The 17,434-nt window shown below is 64.0% G+C and carries 20 protein-coding genes; 16 read left to right on the top strand and 4 right to left on the bottom strand.

Features of this window, described 5'->3' with window-relative positions; all coding sequences use genetic code 11:
• The first annotated feature begins 51 nt into the window (after nucleotides 1–51).
• From ACZI8Q_RS06215 to ACZI8Q_RS06165, 11 genes are all read left to right on the top strand, one after another.
• Nucleotides 52–1,422 carry a recombinase family protein gene (locus ACZI8Q_RS06215; protein ID WP_463372636.1) on the top strand — a complete coding sequence of 457 codons (1,371 nt, stop codon included), beginning with the start codon at nucleotides 52–54 and terminating at the stop codon, nucleotides 1,420–1,422.
• A 388-nt stretch (nucleotides 1,423–1,810) separates the two neighbouring features.
• Nucleotides 1,811–2,098: a hypothetical protein gene (locus ACZI8Q_RS06210; RefSeq protein ID WP_463372635.1), complete on the top strand. Its 288-nt coding sequence runs from the start codon at nucleotides 1,811–1,813 to the stop codon at nucleotides 2,096–2,098.
• A 164-nt stretch (nucleotides 2,099–2,262) separates the two neighbouring features.
• Nucleotides 2,263–2,640, top strand: a complete 378-nt coding sequence (locus tag ACZI8Q_RS06205; protein ID WP_463372634.1) for a hypothetical protein — start codon at nucleotides 2,263–2,265, stop codon at nucleotides 2,638–2,640.
• Nucleotides 2,637–4,049 (top strand): DNA primase family protein, encoded by a 1,413-nt coding sequence (locus ACZI8Q_RS06200; protein ID WP_463372633.1) that lies wholly within the window; start codon nucleotides 2,637–2,639, stop codon nucleotides 4,047–4,049. Before ACZI8Q_RS06205 ends, ACZI8Q_RS06200 begins: the two co-directional genes overlap by 4 nt.
• A 165-nt stretch (nucleotides 4,050–4,214) precedes the next feature.
• On the top strand, nucleotides 4,215–4,667 hold the full coding sequence (locus ACZI8Q_RS06195; protein WP_463372632.1) for a hypothetical protein: 453 nt from the start codon (nucleotides 4,215–4,217) through the stop codon (nucleotides 4,665–4,667).
• Nucleotides 4,664–4,993 (top strand): WhiB family transcriptional regulator, encoded by a 330-nt coding sequence (locus ACZI8Q_RS06190; protein ID WP_463372631.1) that lies wholly within the window; start codon nucleotides 4,664–4,666, stop codon nucleotides 4,991–4,993. Before ACZI8Q_RS06195 ends, ACZI8Q_RS06190 begins: the two co-directional genes overlap by 4 nt.
• Nucleotides 4,990–5,334, top strand: coding sequence for a hypothetical protein (locus ACZI8Q_RS06185; RefSeq protein WP_463372630.1), 345 nt, complete (start codon nucleotides 4,990–4,992; stop codon nucleotides 5,332–5,334). Before ACZI8Q_RS06190 ends, ACZI8Q_RS06185 begins: the two co-directional genes overlap by 4 nt.
• Nucleotides 5,331–5,555 (top strand): hypothetical protein, encoded by a 225-nt coding sequence (locus ACZI8Q_RS06180; protein WP_463372629.1) that lies wholly within the window; start codon nucleotides 5,331–5,333, stop codon nucleotides 5,553–5,555. The genes ACZI8Q_RS06185 and ACZI8Q_RS06180 overlap by 4 nt, the downstream gene beginning before the upstream one ends.
• A gap of 445 nt (nucleotides 5,556–6,000) precedes the next feature.
• Nucleotides 6,001–6,159 carry a hypothetical protein gene (locus ACZI8Q_RS06175; RefSeq protein ID WP_463372628.1) on the top strand — a complete coding sequence of 53 codons (159 nt, stop codon included), beginning with the start codon at nucleotides 6,001–6,003 and terminating at the stop codon, nucleotides 6,157–6,159.
• A gap of 11 nt (nucleotides 6,160–6,170) precedes the next feature.
• Nucleotides 6,171–6,944 carry a hypothetical protein gene (locus tag ACZI8Q_RS06170; protein ID WP_463372627.1) on the top strand — a complete coding sequence of 258 codons (774 nt, stop codon included), beginning with the start codon at nucleotides 6,171–6,173 and terminating at the stop codon, nucleotides 6,942–6,944.
• A 593-nt stretch (nucleotides 6,945–7,537) separates the two neighbouring features.
• Nucleotides 7,538–7,798: a hypothetical protein gene (locus ACZI8Q_RS06165; protein ID WP_463372626.1), complete on the top strand. Its 261-nt coding sequence runs from the start codon at nucleotides 7,538–7,540 to the stop codon at nucleotides 7,796–7,798.
• A 624-nt stretch (nucleotides 7,799–8,422) separates the two neighbouring features.
• On the opposite strand, the gene ACZI8Q_RS06160 is transcribed toward ACZI8Q_RS06165, so the two are convergent.
• Nucleotides 8,423–8,728, bottom strand: a complete 306-nt coding sequence (locus ACZI8Q_RS06160) for a hypothetical protein (RefSeq protein ID WP_463372625.1) — start codon at nucleotides 8,726–8,728, stop codon at nucleotides 8,423–8,425.
• Between the two features lie 234 nt (nucleotides 8,729–8,962).
• Here ACZI8Q_RS06160 and ACZI8Q_RS06155 point away from each other — a divergent pair, with 234 nt between their 5' ends.
• From ACZI8Q_RS06155 to ACZI8Q_RS06135, 5 genes are all read left to right on the top strand, one after another.
• On the top strand, nucleotides 8,963–10,237 hold the full coding sequence (locus tag ACZI8Q_RS06155) for a magnesium transporter MgtE N-terminal domain-containing protein (RefSeq protein ID WP_463372624.1): 1,275 nt from the start codon (nucleotides 8,963–8,965) through the stop codon (nucleotides 10,235–10,237).
• Complete coding sequence (locus tag ACZI8Q_RS06150) at nucleotides 10,230–10,730, top strand: DUF1003 domain-containing protein (protein ID WP_463372623.1); 501 nt, start codon at nucleotides 10,230–10,232, stop codon at nucleotides 10,728–10,730. Before ACZI8Q_RS06155 ends, ACZI8Q_RS06150 begins: the two co-directional genes overlap by 8 nt.
• Before the next feature lie 173 nt (nucleotides 10,731–10,903).
• Nucleotides 10,904–12,070 carry a lytic transglycosylase domain-containing protein gene (locus ACZI8Q_RS06145; protein ID WP_463372622.1) on the top strand — a complete coding sequence of 389 codons (1,167 nt, stop codon included), beginning with the start codon at nucleotides 10,904–10,906 and terminating at the stop codon, nucleotides 12,068–12,070.
• Nucleotides 12,071–12,231: 161 nt separating this feature from the next.
• Nucleotides 12,232–13,113, top strand: coding sequence for a lytic transglycosylase domain-containing protein (locus tag ACZI8Q_RS06140; RefSeq protein WP_463372621.1), 882 nt, complete (start codon nucleotides 12,232–12,234; stop codon nucleotides 13,111–13,113).
• 23 nt (nucleotides 13,114–13,136) lie between these two features.
• On the top strand, nucleotides 13,137–14,273 hold the full coding sequence (locus ACZI8Q_RS06135) for an Mrp/NBP35 family ATP-binding protein (RefSeq protein WP_463372620.1): 1,137 nt from the start codon (nucleotides 13,137–13,139) through the stop codon (nucleotides 14,271–14,273).
• A gap of 47 nt (nucleotides 14,274–14,320) precedes the next feature.
• Here ACZI8Q_RS06135 and tatB read toward each other — a convergent pair whose 3' ends face one another.
• The 3 genes from tatB to ACZI8Q_RS06120 all read right to left on the bottom strand — a co-directional run bounded on the left by tatB (nucleotide 14,321) and on the right by ACZI8Q_RS06120 (nucleotide 17,328).
• Nucleotides 14,321–14,773: a Sec-independent protein translocase protein TatB gene (tatB, locus tag ACZI8Q_RS06130; protein WP_463372619.1), complete on the bottom strand. Its 453-nt coding sequence runs from the start codon at nucleotides 14,771–14,773 to the stop codon at nucleotides 14,321–14,323.
• A gap of 446 nt (nucleotides 14,774–15,219) precedes the next feature.
• Nucleotides 15,220–15,657: a PaaI family thioesterase gene (locus ACZI8Q_RS06125; RefSeq protein ID WP_463372617.1), complete on the bottom strand. Its 438-nt coding sequence runs from the start codon at nucleotides 15,655–15,657 to the stop codon at nucleotides 15,220–15,222.
• Between the two features lie 189 nt (nucleotides 15,658–15,846).
• Nucleotides 15,847–17,328 carry a S1C family serine protease gene (locus tag ACZI8Q_RS06120; protein ID WP_463372616.1) on the bottom strand — a complete coding sequence of 494 codons (1,482 nt, stop codon included), beginning with the start codon at nucleotides 17,326–17,328 and terminating at the stop codon, nucleotides 15,847–15,849.
• Between the last annotated feature and the right edge of the window lie 106 nt (nucleotides 17,329–17,434).

Genomic DNA, 17,434 nt, shown 5'->3' with positions numbered 1-17,434 from the left:
GGCAGCAGCGAACAAAGCCAAGTTAGCAAAGCGATGCTATATCCTCAAGCTGTGCGAGCCCTAATCTATGCGCGTGTCTCTTCCGACCCCACTGGTCGCGGCCGGAGCGTTGCAGACCAGATCGTCGACTGCCGCGACATCTGCAACCGCAACGGCTGGACGATCGTCGACGAACTCCAAGACAACGATATCGGCGCCTCGCGCTGGTCTGGGAAGGATCGACCCGAATACCGGCGCCTACAACAGCTACTCACAGATGCCGATGTACTGGTCACCTGGGAAGCATCGCGGGCGAACCGTGACCTCACCGCCTACCTCGAGCTTCGCGAGCTGTGTGCTGAGCACGGCGTTCTGTGGTCCTACTCCGGCCGCACGTACGACTTGACCCGTGGTGATGATCGGTTCACGACCGGCCTCGACGCGCTGCTCTCCGAGAAGGAGGCCGAGACGATGCGAGAACGCGTGTTGCGCGGTCTGAACTCTCGCGCTGCGGCTGGCGAGCCACACGGCAGGGTGCCGTACGGGTACAAACCAGCTTTCGACGAGCACGGTCACCGCGTACGTGTCCCCCATCCCGACGAGGCGCAAGTACTCCGCGACGCAGTGGGGATGGTCCGTGCTGGCCTAACCCTGCGTGCGATCGTCCAGAAGCTCAACCACGAAGGCCGTGGATATCGTGGCCGTGACTGGACGAGTGTCGAACTACGCCGAAAGCTGCTCTCCCCCACCTACGCGGGTTACCGGATGCACCACGGCAACCAAGTGCCGGCGACCTGGGAACCGATATTCACCGCCGACGAGCATCGGGCCGTGACCGCAATCCTCACCGATCCCGACCGGCTCACGCATCGCGGGTCGGCGCCCAAGCACCTACTAACCGGCATTGCAGTTTGTGGCGTCTGCGGGACGCCGGTAGGACGTCGCAAGAACAGAGGCTCGGGCACCAGCTCGTACACATGCCCGGCGAAGTTCTGCGTCACCCGAACCAAAGAGATCGTCGACGAGATCGTTGAAGCCGTCGTAGTCGCTCGACTCGCGCAGCCTGACATTGCCGAGGCGCTGGCCGCTGGTGACGGTTCCCAACGCCGGGAAGCGCTCGCGGAGGTTCGGACTCTCGAGTCCAGACTTGCCGCATACGAGAGAAAGGCAATCGAGGGGGACCTCGAGCCGGACGAGTACACGCGGCTACGCGACGGCCTACGCGCCAAGCTCGCCGACGCAGAGGCACGCGCCGCTACTTTCACGGGAGGTTCCCCACTTCCCGCTCAGATCGCCGGACCGGACGCGCCGCAGCTATGGGCCGCGCTATCGGTTGAATCGCAGCGTGAGATTGTTCGTGCGCTCTGCCGCGTGATGATCGACAAGGCACCAGGCACCGACCGCGCTAACCCGAAGTACGTACGAATTGAATGGAAGTCATGACCCCGCTGGTACGAGTTCGATGTGGCCGATGCCGTCGCGTGTTGGCGACCGTTACCGAGGTGCCCGAATCCCGCTCTGGCGCTTTGACATTCACCCGGTGCCGTCGCTGTGATCTACCGTCACCGAAACGGATCGTTGACGTACTCCTGAAGTCGGACCGTGACGGTTTCCCGATTGCAGCCTCGATCCCCTGGGCCAAGTTACGACCGCTCGCCCTGGATGCCCAGGCAAAGGGACGCCCTCGAGACCTCAACATCCGCGTGGTGGATGACGAGAGACCAGCCGACATGTAACGTGAACGTCACGGTCACAGTTAGTGACCACACGGACCCCGAGAGCTGGATAGCTCCGAGATCACGCATTGGGCACGCGATCCGAGAGGATCACTGTGTCCACATACAGGGGTACCGAACAGTCACGTGCTCGCTCGCGTGTTGCCGTCGCTTCCCGATTCGGTGACAAGAAAGAAATTGCCGAGGCTCGCCGCGATCACGCGACCGCACGCCTTGCGGCATTCGTGGAGAAGGTCGTAGCGGAAGCGCCGCCACTCACCGACGAGCAGCGCGACCGCATCGTTGGACTGTTGCAAAACGGTGGTGCCACCGAAAAGTCGAAGCCGCTGCACCGCGACAACGCGCAGGTTCTCGAAGATGCTCGAGTCCGGGAGGAAATGTGAATGGCCGGGGGGTCAAGTCCCCGGCCACCACAGAAGGCACACCCAGGCCTGAGAGCAATTCTAAGGCACTGGCGCACATCGGGCCTACTCCAACACCAGAGGTCGCCCTCGTCGGCGCTCTGATGCACGCACCTCGTGAGACTGTTCGCGCAATCCTCGCAGACGTGGAACCGCTGGACTCCGAGGACGTTGGCGCTACGGCCTGCCTCGAGGCCATCCGGCAACTCGCCCACCAGGATGCCAGCTACGGGCCCCAGGCAATCGGGCGGCACTTGCACCGCCTGGGGAAGCTGAACGAGGTCGTGAAGAAGGCGTTGCTGGACGCCACCACAGCGGGCCGCTCGCCGCGTAGCGCGCACCAGCTCGCCGCCGAGGTCGTATCCGCTGCGCTGCGCCGGAGGTTCGAGAGTGCCGGCCACGCGTTGATCGAAACCTCCACCCGCGCACCCGAGCACGATCTTGTGCCTCACGTGCGAATGATCGGGACCGCCATCGTCGCGCACGCGGCACGCCTCGAGGCACTGCGGGAGGTGGCCGCATGAGCACAGAACGAGTTGATGTACCCATGAGCTACGGCCGTGATTACGAAGATGAACCGTGGTTCGATCAATTGGGCGAGATTCCCGAGGACGAACCAGACGACCGGACACAGCTACCAGGCCAGGTCCGAATGGCCGAAGCACTCGCCGCCCGATATGCCGATCGACTGATGTACGTGCATGGAATCGGATGGTTCCGATACGACGGGAAGCGATGGCTCGAGGACACTCGCGGCTACGCGAAACGGTACGTGCTGCGCGTGCTCAAGAGGCAACTCGCGGAGGCCCTATCCGACAAGGGCAGGCAGGCCGAGGTCAACCGATGCTCGACAGCCGCGGGCGTAGCAGGAATCCTCGATCTCGCTAGAGCGTTCAAGCAATTTGCGTTCGAGGTGGACGATCTCGACACCGACGCCTACCTACTCAACTGCGCGAACGGGACACTCGACCTCCGCACAGGCGAACTGCGCGGCCACAACTACCGCGACCGGATCACCAAGGTCACGAACGCCTCATACCGGCCCGAGTGCGGGCTCGGTGAGTGGGCGCGGTTCCTCGAGGAAATCCTGCCCGACGAGGAAGTTCGCGAGTTCATCCAGCGGCACACCGGCAGCGCCCTACTCGGTGACGTTCGCGAGCACCAGTTGATGATCTGGACCGGCAAGGGCCGCAACGGGAAGGGCATCACCTACGGAGGCATCGCGAACGCACTCGGTGATTACGCCCTGTCCGCCGACGCTGATCTGTTGACGCCGAAGGATGGCGCGCACCCGACCGCACAAATGGACCTACTGGGCGTGCGCTGGGCGGTCGTATCCGAGACCCCGAAGGGTAAGGCGCTCAACGAATCGGTCGTGAAGCGGCTAACGGGCGGCGACAAGATCAATGCCCGCAGAATGCGCCAGGACTCCGTACAGTTCGAGCCCTCGCACACGCTGTTGATGGTGACGAATCACCTGCCATCCGTTAGCGGTGATGATCCGGCGATCTGGGCTCGACTCTGCGTCGTCCCGTTCCTGTTCTCCGCGTTGGGCCGCGAGGATCACGGACTCAAGGACCGGATCTCCCTTTGCGCAGACGAGATTCTGACGTGGGCCGTCGATGGTTGGCACGAGTACCGGCGACTAGGCGGCCTCAATCCGCCCGATGCTGTCACGAAGAAGACCAGGGCCTATCACGCGGACTCCGACAAGATTGGCCGATTCCTCGAGGACAAGTGTCACGAGATGCCGGGACAGAAGTTCCGACTCTCGAAACTGTTCGAGGCGTGGCAGTCATGGGCGCTCACTGAGGGCGCTGAAGTAGGCAGCCGAACCGACTTCAAGGACTCCCTCGCGCAACGCGGATACGCGACCCAACGAGGCACCGGAAACCAGATGTTCACCCACGGAATCGTGCTCTCTGCGGAGTGAAGAGTTACCGGAGTTACTGAAAAAACCATTGTCCTATCGCGAGTACACGAACTCAGTTAATGGGTAGAGCCAGTAACTCCGGTAACTATCCCCAGGTCAGAGCGGTTCCGGAACCGATGGGAACCGATGGGAACCGATTCAGAAAACGAGAGAGGAAATCTCACCATGACCAAGCCAGCGAAGAACCGATGGGTACTACACAACGCATCCAACGCTCTGCACCAACGTCAACTACTCACAGGCTCTGTTCCGAAGCATGACTACAGCAACGAAGGCGGAATGCGCCGCGCCGACGGATGCGGTTACGAACTGTTCGGGTCGGACGAGTACGCATCATGGGCGGTCCCAGGCTCACCGCTGCTCGACCTCGATTCCGGGCGTGGCGCGTTGTTCTACGGCGACCACAACGGGGGCCTGATCGAAACCGTTGCACCCGCATGGCTCGATCACCAGCGCATCGAAGGCCCCGTGTTCGTCTGCCACCCGTACCACCTAAACGAAGATGCATTCGAGGACTTCCTCACCCTGAGAGCGGCCGGATGGGAAGTATGGGTTACCGGCAAGAGCAACTACTACCCAGGCAGCGCGGTTCGAGTGGAAGTGTGGCGGGCCGCATGACCGCCCGCAAAGCTGGCGCATCCCGAGGCAACCCAGGCCGTGGCCGCTGGCCGTCGATCCCGCCGACATTGGCCGGCCTTGTCGATGTGCGCCTCACAGGTGCCCTCTGTGCCGGGAAAGCGCCGATGTTCGACTCCGAGATCGACGGCGAATCGGTCGTGGAGCGCTCCCAGCGCCTCACAGCCGCGGCCGCAATCTGCCGAGGGTGCCCCGTACAGCTCGCGTGCGCCGAGGCCGCTCTCGAGCACTCAGCAACCGGCATCTGGGCCGGACGACTACAGAACCCACCGGCCACCCCAGGCCGCCCCAGGAAGGAACCCGCATGACCAACCAGATCCCCGAGAACGCGATGATCGTCGACGACAACGGAATGCCGCTCGCGATGATGAACGTCGACCAGATTCAGATGCAGGCGATCCAACTCGGCCATGAGATGGCCGCAGCCTGCCACGACCACGATGCCCTCGACGCCCTCTCCGCGAAGTGGCTCAGCCGAGTCGGTGTCGATGCGTTCGGCTACGTCGCAGCCGGGGCACTGAGGCATGTCGTTGCGAACGTCCTCGACCCCACCCTCGAAGTCCTCGAGAAGGCCGCGCCCGGTATGCCCTCGATGCGCGACAAGCTCGCAGAGCTGGCCGCCGAGGACCTGACAGAGGGGGAGTCGTGACCAATCCACTAGCCGCCCTCGATGACCGATACTTCCGCCCCAGCTCCGCAAAGCGTCTCGCTCGGCTGATCGAAGAGCGCCGCTGGCACATCACCCTCGAGCAGCTCAACGACGAGCGCATTCGGCGCGGCCTGTCCAAGCCGCCGCAGGACCAGCGCGAAGTCCTCCCGATGGGGCCAGGCCGCTCCGATCGCAGCATCGAGAACGGACTCGGCCGATGACACCGACCCTCTGCCGCACACGCGGGTGCCGCTACCTCGTCCGTGAACCGAAGACGTTGTGTCCGCAGCACCACAGGCCCCGCCGCGACGATTCCGAGGCCCTACGGGATCGCACAGCACGCAAATCCACAGGCTGGGCGCTATGACCCCCGAGGCGATCCGAGCAGCCGCTTACACAGCCGCCCACGAAATCCGCAGGCGTCGGGTAGCCGGAATCCCGATCCCCGCATGGCTGTTCGGCCTCGACCGGGAAGTCACCGCAGAGTTGGCCGCACTCGGACACCGAGCTATCCCCCCGGCCGAAGACTCGCCAGGCTGGAAGACAGCAACACAGCTTGCAGCCGAAACAGGTTGCAGCCCACGAACGATCAGACGGAACGCTCGACGGTACGGAGGCCGCAAGGTCGGCGCGTCGTGGGTATTCCCAGACCAGTAAGGAGGCCCGGTGCCCCAGAAGCCCATCCGTGAAGACCTCGAGGACTACATCTCCTCGATGAACGAGACGGAGTTTCAAGTCATGCTCGCCCGCACCCGCGAACCGGACGAGCGCGCCGAGATGCGCGAGTTCAGCAAGAAGCTCTTCAACCGCGCCAACGAGGACTGAAAGGACCGCCCATGAGACACGCATCCAGTACCAACCTTCAGCGCGCCATGACCAAGCTCGGCGCGCCGATGCCCAAGGCCGTTGCCGCAGCAATCAGTGAAGCCGAGATGCTGCACGACGCAGCCGACAAGATCACCGACCCCGGTGAAGCCCTCGTCAAGGCTGTATCCGCCGCAACCAAGGCAGGCAAGGACCCAGCCGCCGACAAGGAAGTGCAGCGGCTCATCGCACAGCAGCAATTGGCCGGCCCCCTCAACATCGTCGGCCGCACCGAAAGCAGCGCCGGGGCCGCGATCACCGAGACCATCCGCGCCAACGTCGGGGAGTTCGTAGACACCCTGCAAGACTCACTCGACAAGGCCGTAGCCGACCTCGTGAGCGCCCGCGACACCCTCGGCGGCATCGACCCCACCAACACTCAGAGCGTTCTCAACCTCGGGGCCAAGGGTGCCGACGCCTGGGGCAAGTACCAGCGCGCACAGCAGACCATCACCGCGATCGCTCAGGCGTGGCAGACATTGATGCTGGGCAGCTACAACATCACGGCGGACAGACGCCGACCGATGCTCATGTTCTGCGACTTCACCCCCGACGACCAGGACCTAGACCAGGACTGGACCGTCTGGAAGGCCGTACTCGACGGGCGAACAGAGTTCGAGCTTGCCGACGCCACCACCTACCGCCAGCGTCTCGCGGCAGTCGGAGAGCACCGGCAGGCGCAAGCGCAAGCCGCAGCCGATGCGACCCAACACGCCTGGGCACGCACCATCCGAGTTGGCGGATAGCCGACCACCACAACAGAAGGAGATCACAATGGGATTCAGCGTACGAATCACCGCGAAAAAGGGAATCGTCACACCCTCGGTTCGGCTGAACATTCCGGACAACCGGTTGCAGGCACCGCCGCCGCCGAAGAACAAGCGTCGGTAACCGAGCAGTGAACCGGGAGGGTGTGCGTCCGCCGCATGCCCTCCCGTTCGCATTCCATGACCAGCGCAGCCGTCACGATGACCGTGATGGCTGACGTGTGGTGGAAATCGCCACGACTCAGGGGGTACCCCGACCTACCAGGACGCCGAAAAAGTCGCTCAGAATCGCACACAGCGGCCATTCTGACGAGCGGATGGAGCATGGGGTGGCCGAGGTACCCGCATTGGGGTGTACGCCGCATCTCGTGGCATTGGCGACTCTAGAGAGCAGCCAGCATTTCCACAGCTGCACCGGCGACACAGAGGCCCCGAAACGGCGTCCACCTGCACCGATGCACCCCAGGCGGACCCACCCGTATAGGGGTCCATATCCGCTCCTCCAGGCTTCATAGGCGTTCCCTCCCCGAACCCGCCCCCGGGGTCCGCGCATCACAACGAAAGGCCCTGATATGCCCTCTCAGACACCCGAGCAGTCACTCCTCGAGGCGGTCGACTCCGGCGATGTGCTGGCGATCTACAAGGCTCAGCGAAGGATTATTGCGAAGGCACTCACCAGCGCAGCACAGAACACGTTGCCGCAGTTGTCCAACGAGCTGGCGAAGGTCACTCAGCGCATCGCGGACGAGGAGAAGCGCCGGCAACCCGACGAGGACGACCCGCTCACCGGGAACCTCCCACCCGACGAACCGTTCGATCCCAGCATGATCTGATTTTTTCCACCACCACCACTGTGATGCCGATCCCCTACCCCCAGGACCGACACACACCCGCGTATGAGCCGAGTAGCGACGTGAGGCCCCCACAGGTGGACCTTCCCCTGCCCGGTCATCAGGACCGTGCAGCCTGCACCACTTTGTCGGAGCCGACAAAGTTTCGGGATCGCGTGGGCGAACCTTCCGGGATCGCAGAATATTGCGGGATCCCGCAAATGTCATGCTCGAGTGTTTTTCGCAGATCGGCGAACAACACTTTGCCCGATCGGGAAAGGGATCAGCTCCGTTCGTGGGCCACATCACGGTACTCACTGAGCGAGTACCCCCTGATGGATCCCCACTCAGTGAGTACCCCTGGCCCCGGTCTAAAGATTCCGAACGGACTAAAGGCAGAAGCTTGGAACCTCCCAAGCCCTGCCTCCCAATTTCCGCTGACCGTTGTTCCGCTCCACGACTCATAGCCTCCCGGCCTTGTGAGCGCGGGAGGCTGAGAGTTGACCGCCGGGGTGATGATCAGTCACCCCAGCGGCTCCGCTGCCCGAGTCGTCAGCGGATTGTCAGCACATACTCGGTGGCGGTCGGTTTACGTCGGACTCACCCAGATAGCGACGTGGAACGGGTCTAGCGGCCCTGCGGTACCTCGAGGGCGGTTCGGAGTTGACGAGCGAGCATCGCGCCAATCTGGGCGCTGTCGCTGCGCGGCATCTGTTCCGCTACCCGTTCCGCAGTGTCGATCACCCGCTCGACACGGGCGAGCGCCGCCTCGAGTTCCGCGATGCGAGCGCGCTGGTCGATGCGGCCGAGCTCGTCGATGTTCACGCCGTGATCGCGGCAGGCAAGGATGATGTCGGTGATGGTCCAGGAGGCATCGATCTGCTGCCCCAGTGCCTCGCTGACGGTCTCGATCAGGTTCTCGGTGGTGTTCATGCGAACCACCCAAGCTCGAGGGACAGACGCAATACGCCGAGCGGCGCGAGGTAGATCACCGACACCAGGCCGAGGGCATACGCGGCCTCTCGGGGGCTCGTGGATACACTTCTGACACGGTTCATAGCGGGTCCGTTCCGTTGTGACTCCGAGGCCCTGCAAGGTGTTTTCGCCACCTTGTGGGGCCGCTCTTATGCTTGGCTGGTCTGGCATCCAATCCGTAGGGAGTACCTCTTGGCAGCTGCAAGCAAAGTCTTTGCGGCCAGGCTATCGGGCCTGGTGGTGCTGGGACCGGACGGTGAATCCATCGGCCGTGTACGCGACGTCGTGATCACAGTTCGAATAGGACGCCAGCAACCCCGGGTGCTCGGTCTCGTCATCGAAATGTTCAGTCGCAAAAGAATCTTCGTTCCGATGCTGCGTGTGACGGCGATCGAACCGGCGTCCGTCACCTTGACGACGGGAAACGTCAGTCTCAGACGGTTCACCCAACGCCCCGGTGAGGTACTGGCACTTGCCCAAGTGCTGGACTCGCGAGTGCGCGTGGACGATCCGGACCTCGAGGAACTTCGCGGCGTGGAATCACTCGTCGTCGACCTCGGCATCGAGTTGACTCGCACACGCGACTGGGTGGTATCGCGTGTCGCCGTACGCGGCCACCGTGGCCGTCTCGGACGGCGAGCTGCCATCCACGTCGTCGAATGGCACCACGTCCAGGGGTTGACCCACAGCGATCTCTCCCTACCCGGGCAAGGTGTGTCCGCTCTACTCCTGCAGTACGAGGGTATGCGCGCGGCGGATGTGGCCAACGCCATGCGCGAACTGCCCGACAAGCGGCGTCACGAACTCGCCGTCGCGCTCGACGACGAACGCCTCGCCGACGTCGTGCAGGAACTACCCGCCGACGACCAGACCGATCTTCTCATGCACCTCGAGGTCGAGCGCGCCGCCGACGTCCTCGAGGCGATGGACCCCGACGACGCCGCCGACGTCCTGGGCGGACTGCCCGAAACCGAAGCGGAATCGTTGCTGCGGTTGATGGACCCACAAGATTCCGAACCGGTGCGCCGACTGCTCGAACACTCGCCGGACACCGCCGGTGGTCTGATGACGCCCTCCCCGGTGGTGTTGACTGCATCGACCACCGTGGCGGAGGCGTTGGCGAGAGCCCGAATCTCCGACGTGACACCGGCACTGTCGAGCATGGTATTCGTGGTGCGCCCGCCGACCGCCACCCCCACCGGGCGATATCTCGGAGTCGTACACCTGCAGAAACTGCTGCGTGAACCACCTGCCAGTCTCGTCGGTGGCATGCTCGACTCCGATCTGCCACGACTCGGCCCGGAAGACTCCCTCGCCACGGTCACCCGGTACTTCGCCACCTACAACCTCGTGTGCGGTCCGGTCGTGGACGAGGAGAACCACCTTTTGGGCGCCGTCACCGTCGACGACGTCCTCGATCATCTCCTCCCTGAGGACTGGCGCGAAGAGGAGAGCAGCGATGAGTAGCGAGCTGAGCGCACGTCAGCGTCTGGACACTCCACAGACCGGCCGACGCTTCCGCTTCCTCACGTATGACGTCGAGGCCGTGGGCAGGGCCAGCGAGAACTTTGCCCGATTCCTGGGCACCGGCCGGTATCTGATGATTCAGACCGTCATCGTCGTGATCTGGGTTGCCCTCAACATATTCGCGGTTCGTCTGCAGTGGGACCCGTACCCGTTCATTCTGCTGAACCTGGCGTTCTCGACTCAGGCCGCCTATGCAGCCCCGCTGATTCTTCTCGCCCAGAACAGGCAGGAGAATCGCGACCGCGTCTCGCTAGAGGAAGATCGGTCCCGCGCCGAACAAACGAAAGCGGACACCGAGTTCCTCGCCCGGGAGCTCGCCGCGCTTCGGATCGCGATCGGCGAGGTGGCCACCCGCGATTATCTGCGTCGTGAGCTGGACGAAATCAAAACCATCCTCGCCGACGACGAAGATTCACAATCCCGTCAAAAGTAACGACCCACACAGTCGCCGCCCCGCAAGTGCGCCGCAACTCGTGACCGCGTGCCGACCATCCCCTGCTCGTTTGGGGGCATCGCCTGACAGGCCGATCACGCCTATGTAACGTGTCTCACACAGTCCGGGATACATGCGGTGCATCGAGCAACAACACCGCAGGGGGTGATCGAATGCGGGTGCGTGGCCTGTTGACGGTTTCGGCGTTGATCGTCGGCACCGTTGCCACGATCGGATCGTCGACCGTCGGAGCCGAGGCCGACAACTCGTCCGTGGCAATGTCCGGCTTCACCACGGCACACGTTGCCGGCGAGGCCGTACCGACGGCAGAACCCCTCCCTTCTGCCGGCATCGTTGCAGCGCCGCCACGGACAGCACGTTCTCAGCGCTCGGCGCCGACCGCCGCCGCTCCGCCCGCTGCAGCACTGGCGCCGCCCGGTTCCACGGCACCGGCCGACATTTCCGGGCTGATAGCGGCGCCTGTGATCCTCAATGCACTCGGCATCCCCGAGATCGTTCTCAACGCCTACCGCGGCGCAGAACTTCAGATGATGATCGAGCAGCCTGGATGTGGACTCCCGTGGCACCTTCTGGCCGGAATCGGACGCATCGAATCCGGCCACGCAAGAGGCGGCAACACAGGCTCCCTGGGAACGACCATCACTCCCATTCTCGGCCCCGTCCTGGACGGATCCCTCACCGGTAACGAAATCATAAAAGACACGGACGGGGGCCTCGTCGACGGCGATCCCACACACGACCGCGCGGTCGGCCCGATGCAGTTCATTCCGTCGACGTGGGCGAGCTATGCATCCGACGGCAACGCCGACGGCGTCGCCGATCCGAACAACGTGTTCGATGCCGCGTTGGCAGCGGGACGGTATCTGTGCGCGGGAAATCTCGACCTCCGCGAGCCTGCGCAAGAGATGCGCGCGGTGCTGCGATACAACAATTCCGGCAAGTACGCCGCCGACGTCCTCACGTGGTCCAACGCCTACAAGAACGGCGGCACCCCCACACCGGAGGGCTTACCCGGTGCCGCACCCACCCCTACGCCAAAACTCCTAGGTGCCCCGTCCGGCGAGAACGGCGCACGAGATCCGTTGGGTACACCCTCTCCCGAGACCCCGGTACCACCGCTTCCCCCACGCCCAGCGCCCATCGCTCCAGGTATGCCACCACCTCCGGCGCTCGACAGCCCTCCCGCACTGCCCGGCCTACCTGAGCTTCCGCCCCTGCCGTGCGTGCTCTTCTGCGCACCGCCGCCCCCACCTGTGAACGAGACCGCAACGTCCGACACACTGCCGACCGAAGGGGATTTCCCGGCACCTGTACGCTGACTCACACGTCTCGGTAACGGAGCGATCACGGAGTGCGGCATAAACCTCCCATCCGACACGCTCAGATAACAGCCGGATAACAAAATCATAACTTGTCGTGTAGCCTCGAGTCCGTCGTTGAACGGAACACTCCCGATGCGGGGGTTGCAGGAGGCAATCGAGTGGGTCGGCACAGCAAGAAGGCGGAGTCGCATGTTCGCCGAAATTCAGTCCTCGCGCTCGGCGGACTCCTCCCCGTCGGACTGATCACAGCCGCGAACAGCGCGGGCGCCACCCCCAAGGTGCCCTTCCTCGTAGCAGCCTCGATCGACACAGCTGCCGCGGAACCCGAATCCGATCTCGATCTGCAGGCAACCGATCCGGCCGAGACCGCACCCGAGGCGGCCCCGGCCATCCCGGCCCCCGCGGACGTTCCACCTCCCCCTGCACCGGCACCCGAACCTGCCCCGGTCCAGGCCACACCGAACCTTCCGACGAGCATCGCTGCGGGTGCACTCGGCATTCCCGAGATCAACCTCGCCGCGTACCAGAACGCCGAGCGCATCCTCGCCGTCGAGAATCCAGGCTGCGGAATGTACTGGACCCTCATCGCCGGCATCGGCCGTGTCGAATCCACCCACGCCTACGACGGCAAGACCGACGCCGAAGGCAACATGCTCGAGCCCGTTCTCGGTCCCGTTCTGAACGGATCGCTCTCCGGCAACGCCGTCATCGTCGACACCGACAACGGCGCCCTCGACGGCAACGCCGACTACGACCGCGCAGTGGGTCCCACGCAGTTCCTGCCCGAAACCTGGAACCGGTACGCCGCCGACGGCAACGGTGACGGGGTCGCCGATCCACAGAACCTGTTCGACTCAGCAGTGACCACCGGTAAATACCTGTGTGACGGTGGCCTGAACATGCGCAATCCCATCCAGGCAGCCAAGGCCGTCCATCGGTACAACAATTCCGCGGCGTACGTCGCGAACGTCCTCGCGTGGTCCGTCGGCTATTCCACCGGCATCGCCCCCACATCGGCGGACCTGCCGAAGATTCACTGAGCGCGCATCCCTACCATTGAGTCATGGCTGTACTGACCGAGTCCGATGTTCGTAGCGCTCTGGCGCGCGTACAGGACCCCGAGATTCGCAAACCCATCACCGAGCTGGGGATGGTCAAGAGCGTCGACATCTCCGACGACAACAGCATCGACATCGGCATCTACCTGACCACCGCCGGCTGCCCGATGAAGACCGAGATCAGCGACCGGGTGACCAAGGCGGTCGCCGACGTCGCGGGCGCAGGCGCGGTCCGTGTCGAACTCGACGTGATGAGCGACGAGCAGCGCACCGAGCTCCGCAAGTCGCTGCGCGGTGATTCCGCCGAGCCCGTCATCCCCTTCGCGCAACCAGGCTCGTTGACGCGGGTCTACGCCGTCGCATCCGGGAAGGGCGGTGTCGGCAAGTCCAGCGTCACGGTCAACCTGGCAGCATCGCTCGCCGCACGAGGTTTGTCCGTCGGCGTTCTCGACGCAGACATCTACGGACACTCCGTTCCCCGCATGCTCGGTACCGACGCCAAGCCCACTCAGGTGGAGCGGATGATCATGCCGCCGGTCGCCCACGACGTGAAGATGATCTCGATCGCCCAGTTCACCCAGGGCAACACACCCGTCGTGTGGCGCGGACCGATGCTGCACCGTGCGCTGCAGCAGTTCCTTGCAGACGTCTTCTGGGGAGACCTCGACGTGCTGCTCCTCGATCTGCCGCCCGGCACCGGCGACGTGGCCATCTCGGTGGCACAGCTGATTCCCGGCGCCGAGATCTTGGTGGTCACCACCCCGCAGCAGGCCGCCGCGGAGGTGGCCGAGCGCGCGGGTGCAATCGCCCTTCAGACGCGGCAACGCATCGTCGGCGTGGTCGAGAACATGTCGTGGATGGACCTGCCGGACGGCACGCGCATGGACGTGTTCGGATCAGGTGGTGGACAGGAAGTTTCCGACCGTCTGACCAAGGCAGTCGGCGCGAAAGTGCCCCTGCTCGGCCAGATTCCCCTGGAGCAGGGTGTCCGTGAGGGTGGCGATTCGGGGCAACCGATCGTGCTCTCCGCACCCGACTCGCCCGCAGCCACCGCGTTGCGGGAGGTCGCGGACAAACTCGCCGTCCGCAAGCGCGGTCTCGCAGGTATGTCCCTCGGAATCGACACGACCCGCCACCTCTGATCCGGCTACCGGCTCTGCTTCGGCCGGCGCCCTCATTGCGGCGTCGCCTACGTCGCGTCGATGTCGATCGGCGGGCGTCCCCCTCCGCTCGTCGAAGCGGATGAGGACGAACCCGAAGGCGTAGCAGTCGAGCCGGATGCCCCTGCTACCGAGGGGGTCGATGCAGAGGACACAGTCCCCGGGTTACCGGGCCTCGACGGCTTCGTGTCGAAGTTCCCGGTGAAAATCGAATCGTCTCCATCGAGTAAATGCTTCGTGACAACGGCCCGTGGGGTCATGCCTCGCAGTTGGTTGAGATCGGACAGCGGCTTGCGGAGATCGTCGAACTCCGGACCCAAATCGTTCTTCAACTGCGCACTCGCGCCACTCGCGTAGTCGCGAACCTGACGAAGAGACTTCGTCACCCACCTGACGGCATCAGGAAGGCGCTCTGGGCCGAGGATGACCAGAGCTGCTACGAGGAGGACGAGGAACTCACCCCAACCGATGTTGCCGAACACGTGGCTATCCTACTGTGCCCGTACTCGTAGCGCCCGTTGTGGAGGCTCGAGAGGGATCGTCCAGGTGAATTTGCAAAGCGCGAGGCACACTTGCACCGTAGCCTGGCCAGAAGCCATCCCGTCAGGTCACGGTGCGACAGCAGTTGCGGGACGTTGCAAACTCCCGCCCGGGGTCTGCAATTTCCACCGTGCAGCTGGTGAACCACAACCACCCACTTCGCCGGTTCCAGCCGACGAACCGCGTACCGACGCCAACCGGACCATAGGCTTGCGACCACACCCGATGCATTCCGGGCCCCATTCGGGCATCCGGCGTGGGTCGGCCAACCTCGGGCCGATGAATGTTCGTCTCGCGGGGAGCGAACGAACGCGGCAGGGTCCTCTTCCCCTGGCCCGACGTCCTTGCCCAGACACGGTGTTCCTCGCAGCAGGGCTTCTTCGGCACATCAGAGCACGGCCTGGGTTTGCGTGACCCGCACTGCCAGGCGATCGTCGTCGTCGGTGATGTCGGTTTCGATGACGATGACCGTTCGGCCCACATGGAGCGGTCGAGACTGCGCCACGGCATGGCCCGCACGGATCGGACGAAGGAAATTGGTTTTCGATTCGATCGTCGTCGTTCCGGTGGATCCCGGCGGAAGATTCAAGAAGGCGAGCGTTGCTGCATTGGCGTCTGCGAGTGACATCAGCGCACCGCCGTGCATGCTGCCGCCGATCGTGCACAACGATGGATCCCACGCAACGCGGCTGCGGGTGCGGTCGGCGGAATGACTGAGCACCTCGAGTCGAAGCTTCGAAGTAAAGGGCATCGACTGCCGAACCATCTCGGTGGCCGCGTCGTCAGGTAGCTCGGTTGCAATTCCGGCACTGTCGGTATCGGGCATCTCGGGTCTCCTTCAACTAGTGAGCAAACCTCTGGTGAGCGTTACACCTCCGCGAATCGGCGAGTCGGGCGATTCCGACCAACGAATCACACCGACACAGTAACAGAGCACCTGCTCGTTTACTGGTTTCGGGCGATGCTTGCCTCCGATGCCAAGCGGCCACCCCGTCAGCCGTCGAGAACGGCTCGTTCAGTCCGATATCGGTGTGACCGTCACATCGACCAGCCGTCCTTCGCGTACCAGTTGGACATTTACGGGCTCGCCCATCTGCTGGTCGTTGACGGCAACCACCAACTCGTCCGCTCCGGACACGGTGCGGTCCCCCACCTTCACGATGACGTCTCGTTCGACGATGCCTGCCTGCGCAGCCGGACCGCCCTGGGTCACGTTCGCCACCTCGGCACCGCTCGTGACGTCGTTGACGACGGTACGTGCATTCACGCCGATGACGGGGTGGTGCATGACGCCGTCCCGAATGAGGGTCTGCGCAACCTTGGTGACGTCATCGATCGGGATGGCGAATCCGAGCCCGACCGACCCACCGGATTCACTGAGCATCGCGGTGTTGATTCCGATGACGCGACCCTCGTCGTCGACGAGCGGACCACCCGAGTTTCCATGGTTGATGGCTGCGTCGGTCTGGACCGCGTCGATGACTGCCTGGGTATCGCTTCCTGCACCCGACAGTCGCATGGGGCGGTGCACCGCGCTGACGATGCCGCGGGTGACGGTCTTGCTCAGGCCCAGCGGTGATCCGACCGCGACGACGTCCTCGCCGACCTGGATATCCGCTGACTTTCCGAGTTCGGCCACCGTCAGATTGTCTGCGGACACCTTCAGTACCGCGAGATCGGTCTTGATATCACGACCGACGATCTGCGCCTCGGTTTTCGTGCCGTCCGAGAAGATGACCTGAATTTTTCCGCCGTTCGGCGCTGTTGCTGCGGCCGAGATGACGTGGTTGTTGGTCACGATGTAGCCGGCGCCGTCGATCACCACACCCGAACCGGTGCTGCCGTGTTCGTCGACGGCGACCTGGATGGACACGACGGAAGGCAGCACCGCGTCGGCCACCTGCGCGACGTCGGACTGTGCGAGAGTGTCGTCTCCGCCGCTCTGCGACAACGTCACCCGCTGGCTGGTGAGCGAACTGCGATCGGCAGTCACGAACACTGCAAGCAGTCCCCCGAGCAGACCGATCACGAGAGCTATTCCGGCGAGACCGAACAGTGCTCGGGGCGCGACCTTCTCACCGAACAGAACTTCACGTGCGTTGAGTTTCGGTGCCGGCGGGTGCGCCCGGACCGGACCGCCCACACCAGGGCTCCCGAGAGTCACACCGGATTCCGGGTCGCGCCACGGGTCTGCGGGTACGTCATCGTCCGGTTCGGCTTCGGCAGCAGTGTCCGGGGCACGTTCGATGGTGTCGACGGCGCCGGGCGGGCGACCGAAAGCCTCGGCCAGCACCGGATCGGGTGCACCCACCTTCACCTTCGGCGCATCGTCACGGGTCTGCCCTTCACGGGCGAACGAGCCTTCGACACCGCCGGGTCGGCCGAATGCGTTCGCCGAGGCAGGATCGATCTCCGGGCGATAGACGGGCCTGGGATCGAGCCGAGGCGCGTCGGGTGGCCGCAGGGAACCGCTTTCTTCCCTGTCTTCACCGCTCACCGAGTAACCACTCTTTCGCACCCCATCGTCGTCACGCGCCCCAGTATCACTGATCGGTTGTCAGTACAGAAAACTGCCACCGGTGATGATGGTGAGACCGGCGACG

The organism is Rhodococcus quanlei, from assembly GCF_055231015.1.
This window is presented reverse-complemented; position numbering and strand designations above follow the sequence as displayed.

Coding starts and splice junctions, on each gene's coding strand:
- ACZI8Q_RS06200 (WP_463372633.1), top strand. CDS start 2,637: ATGAGCACAGAACGAGTTGATGTACCCATGAGCTACGGCCGTGATTAC.
- ACZI8Q_RS06195 (WP_463372632.1), top strand. CDS start 4,215: ATGACCAAGCCAGCGAAGAACCGATGGGTACTACACAACGCATCCAAC.
- ACZI8Q_RS06190 (WP_463372631.1), top strand. CDS start 4,664: ATGACCGCCCGCAAAGCTGGCGCATCCCGAGGCAACCCAGGCCGTGGC.
- ACZI8Q_RS06185 (WP_463372630.1), top strand. CDS start 4,990: ATGACCAACCAGATCCCCGAGAACGCGATGATCGTCGACGACAACGGA.
- ACZI8Q_RS06170 (WP_463372627.1), top strand. CDS start 6,171: ATGAGACACGCATCCAGTACCAACCTTCAGCGCGCCATGACCAAGCTC.
- ACZI8Q_RS06165 (WP_463372626.1), top strand. CDS start 7,538: ATGCCCTCTCAGACACCCGAGCAGTCACTCCTCGAGGCGGTCGACTCC.
- ACZI8Q_RS06160 (WP_463372625.1), bottom strand. CDS start 8,728: ATGAACACCACCGAGAACCTGATCGAGACCGTCAGCGAGGCACTGGGG.
- ACZI8Q_RS06150 (WP_463372623.1), top strand. CDS start 10,230: ATGAGTAGCGAGCTGAGCGCACGTCAGCGTCTGGACACTCCACAGACC.
- ACZI8Q_RS06145 (WP_463372622.1), top strand. CDS start 10,904: ATGCGGGTGCGTGGCCTGTTGACGGTTTCGGCGTTGATCGTCGGCACC.
- ACZI8Q_RS06135 (WP_463372620.1), top strand. CDS start 13,137: ATGGCTGTACTGACCGAGTCCGATGTTCGTAGCGCTCTGGCGCGCGTA.
- ACZI8Q_RS06125 (WP_463372617.1), bottom strand. CDS start 15,657: ATGCCCGATACCGACAGTGCCGGAATTGCAACCGAGCTACCTGACGAC.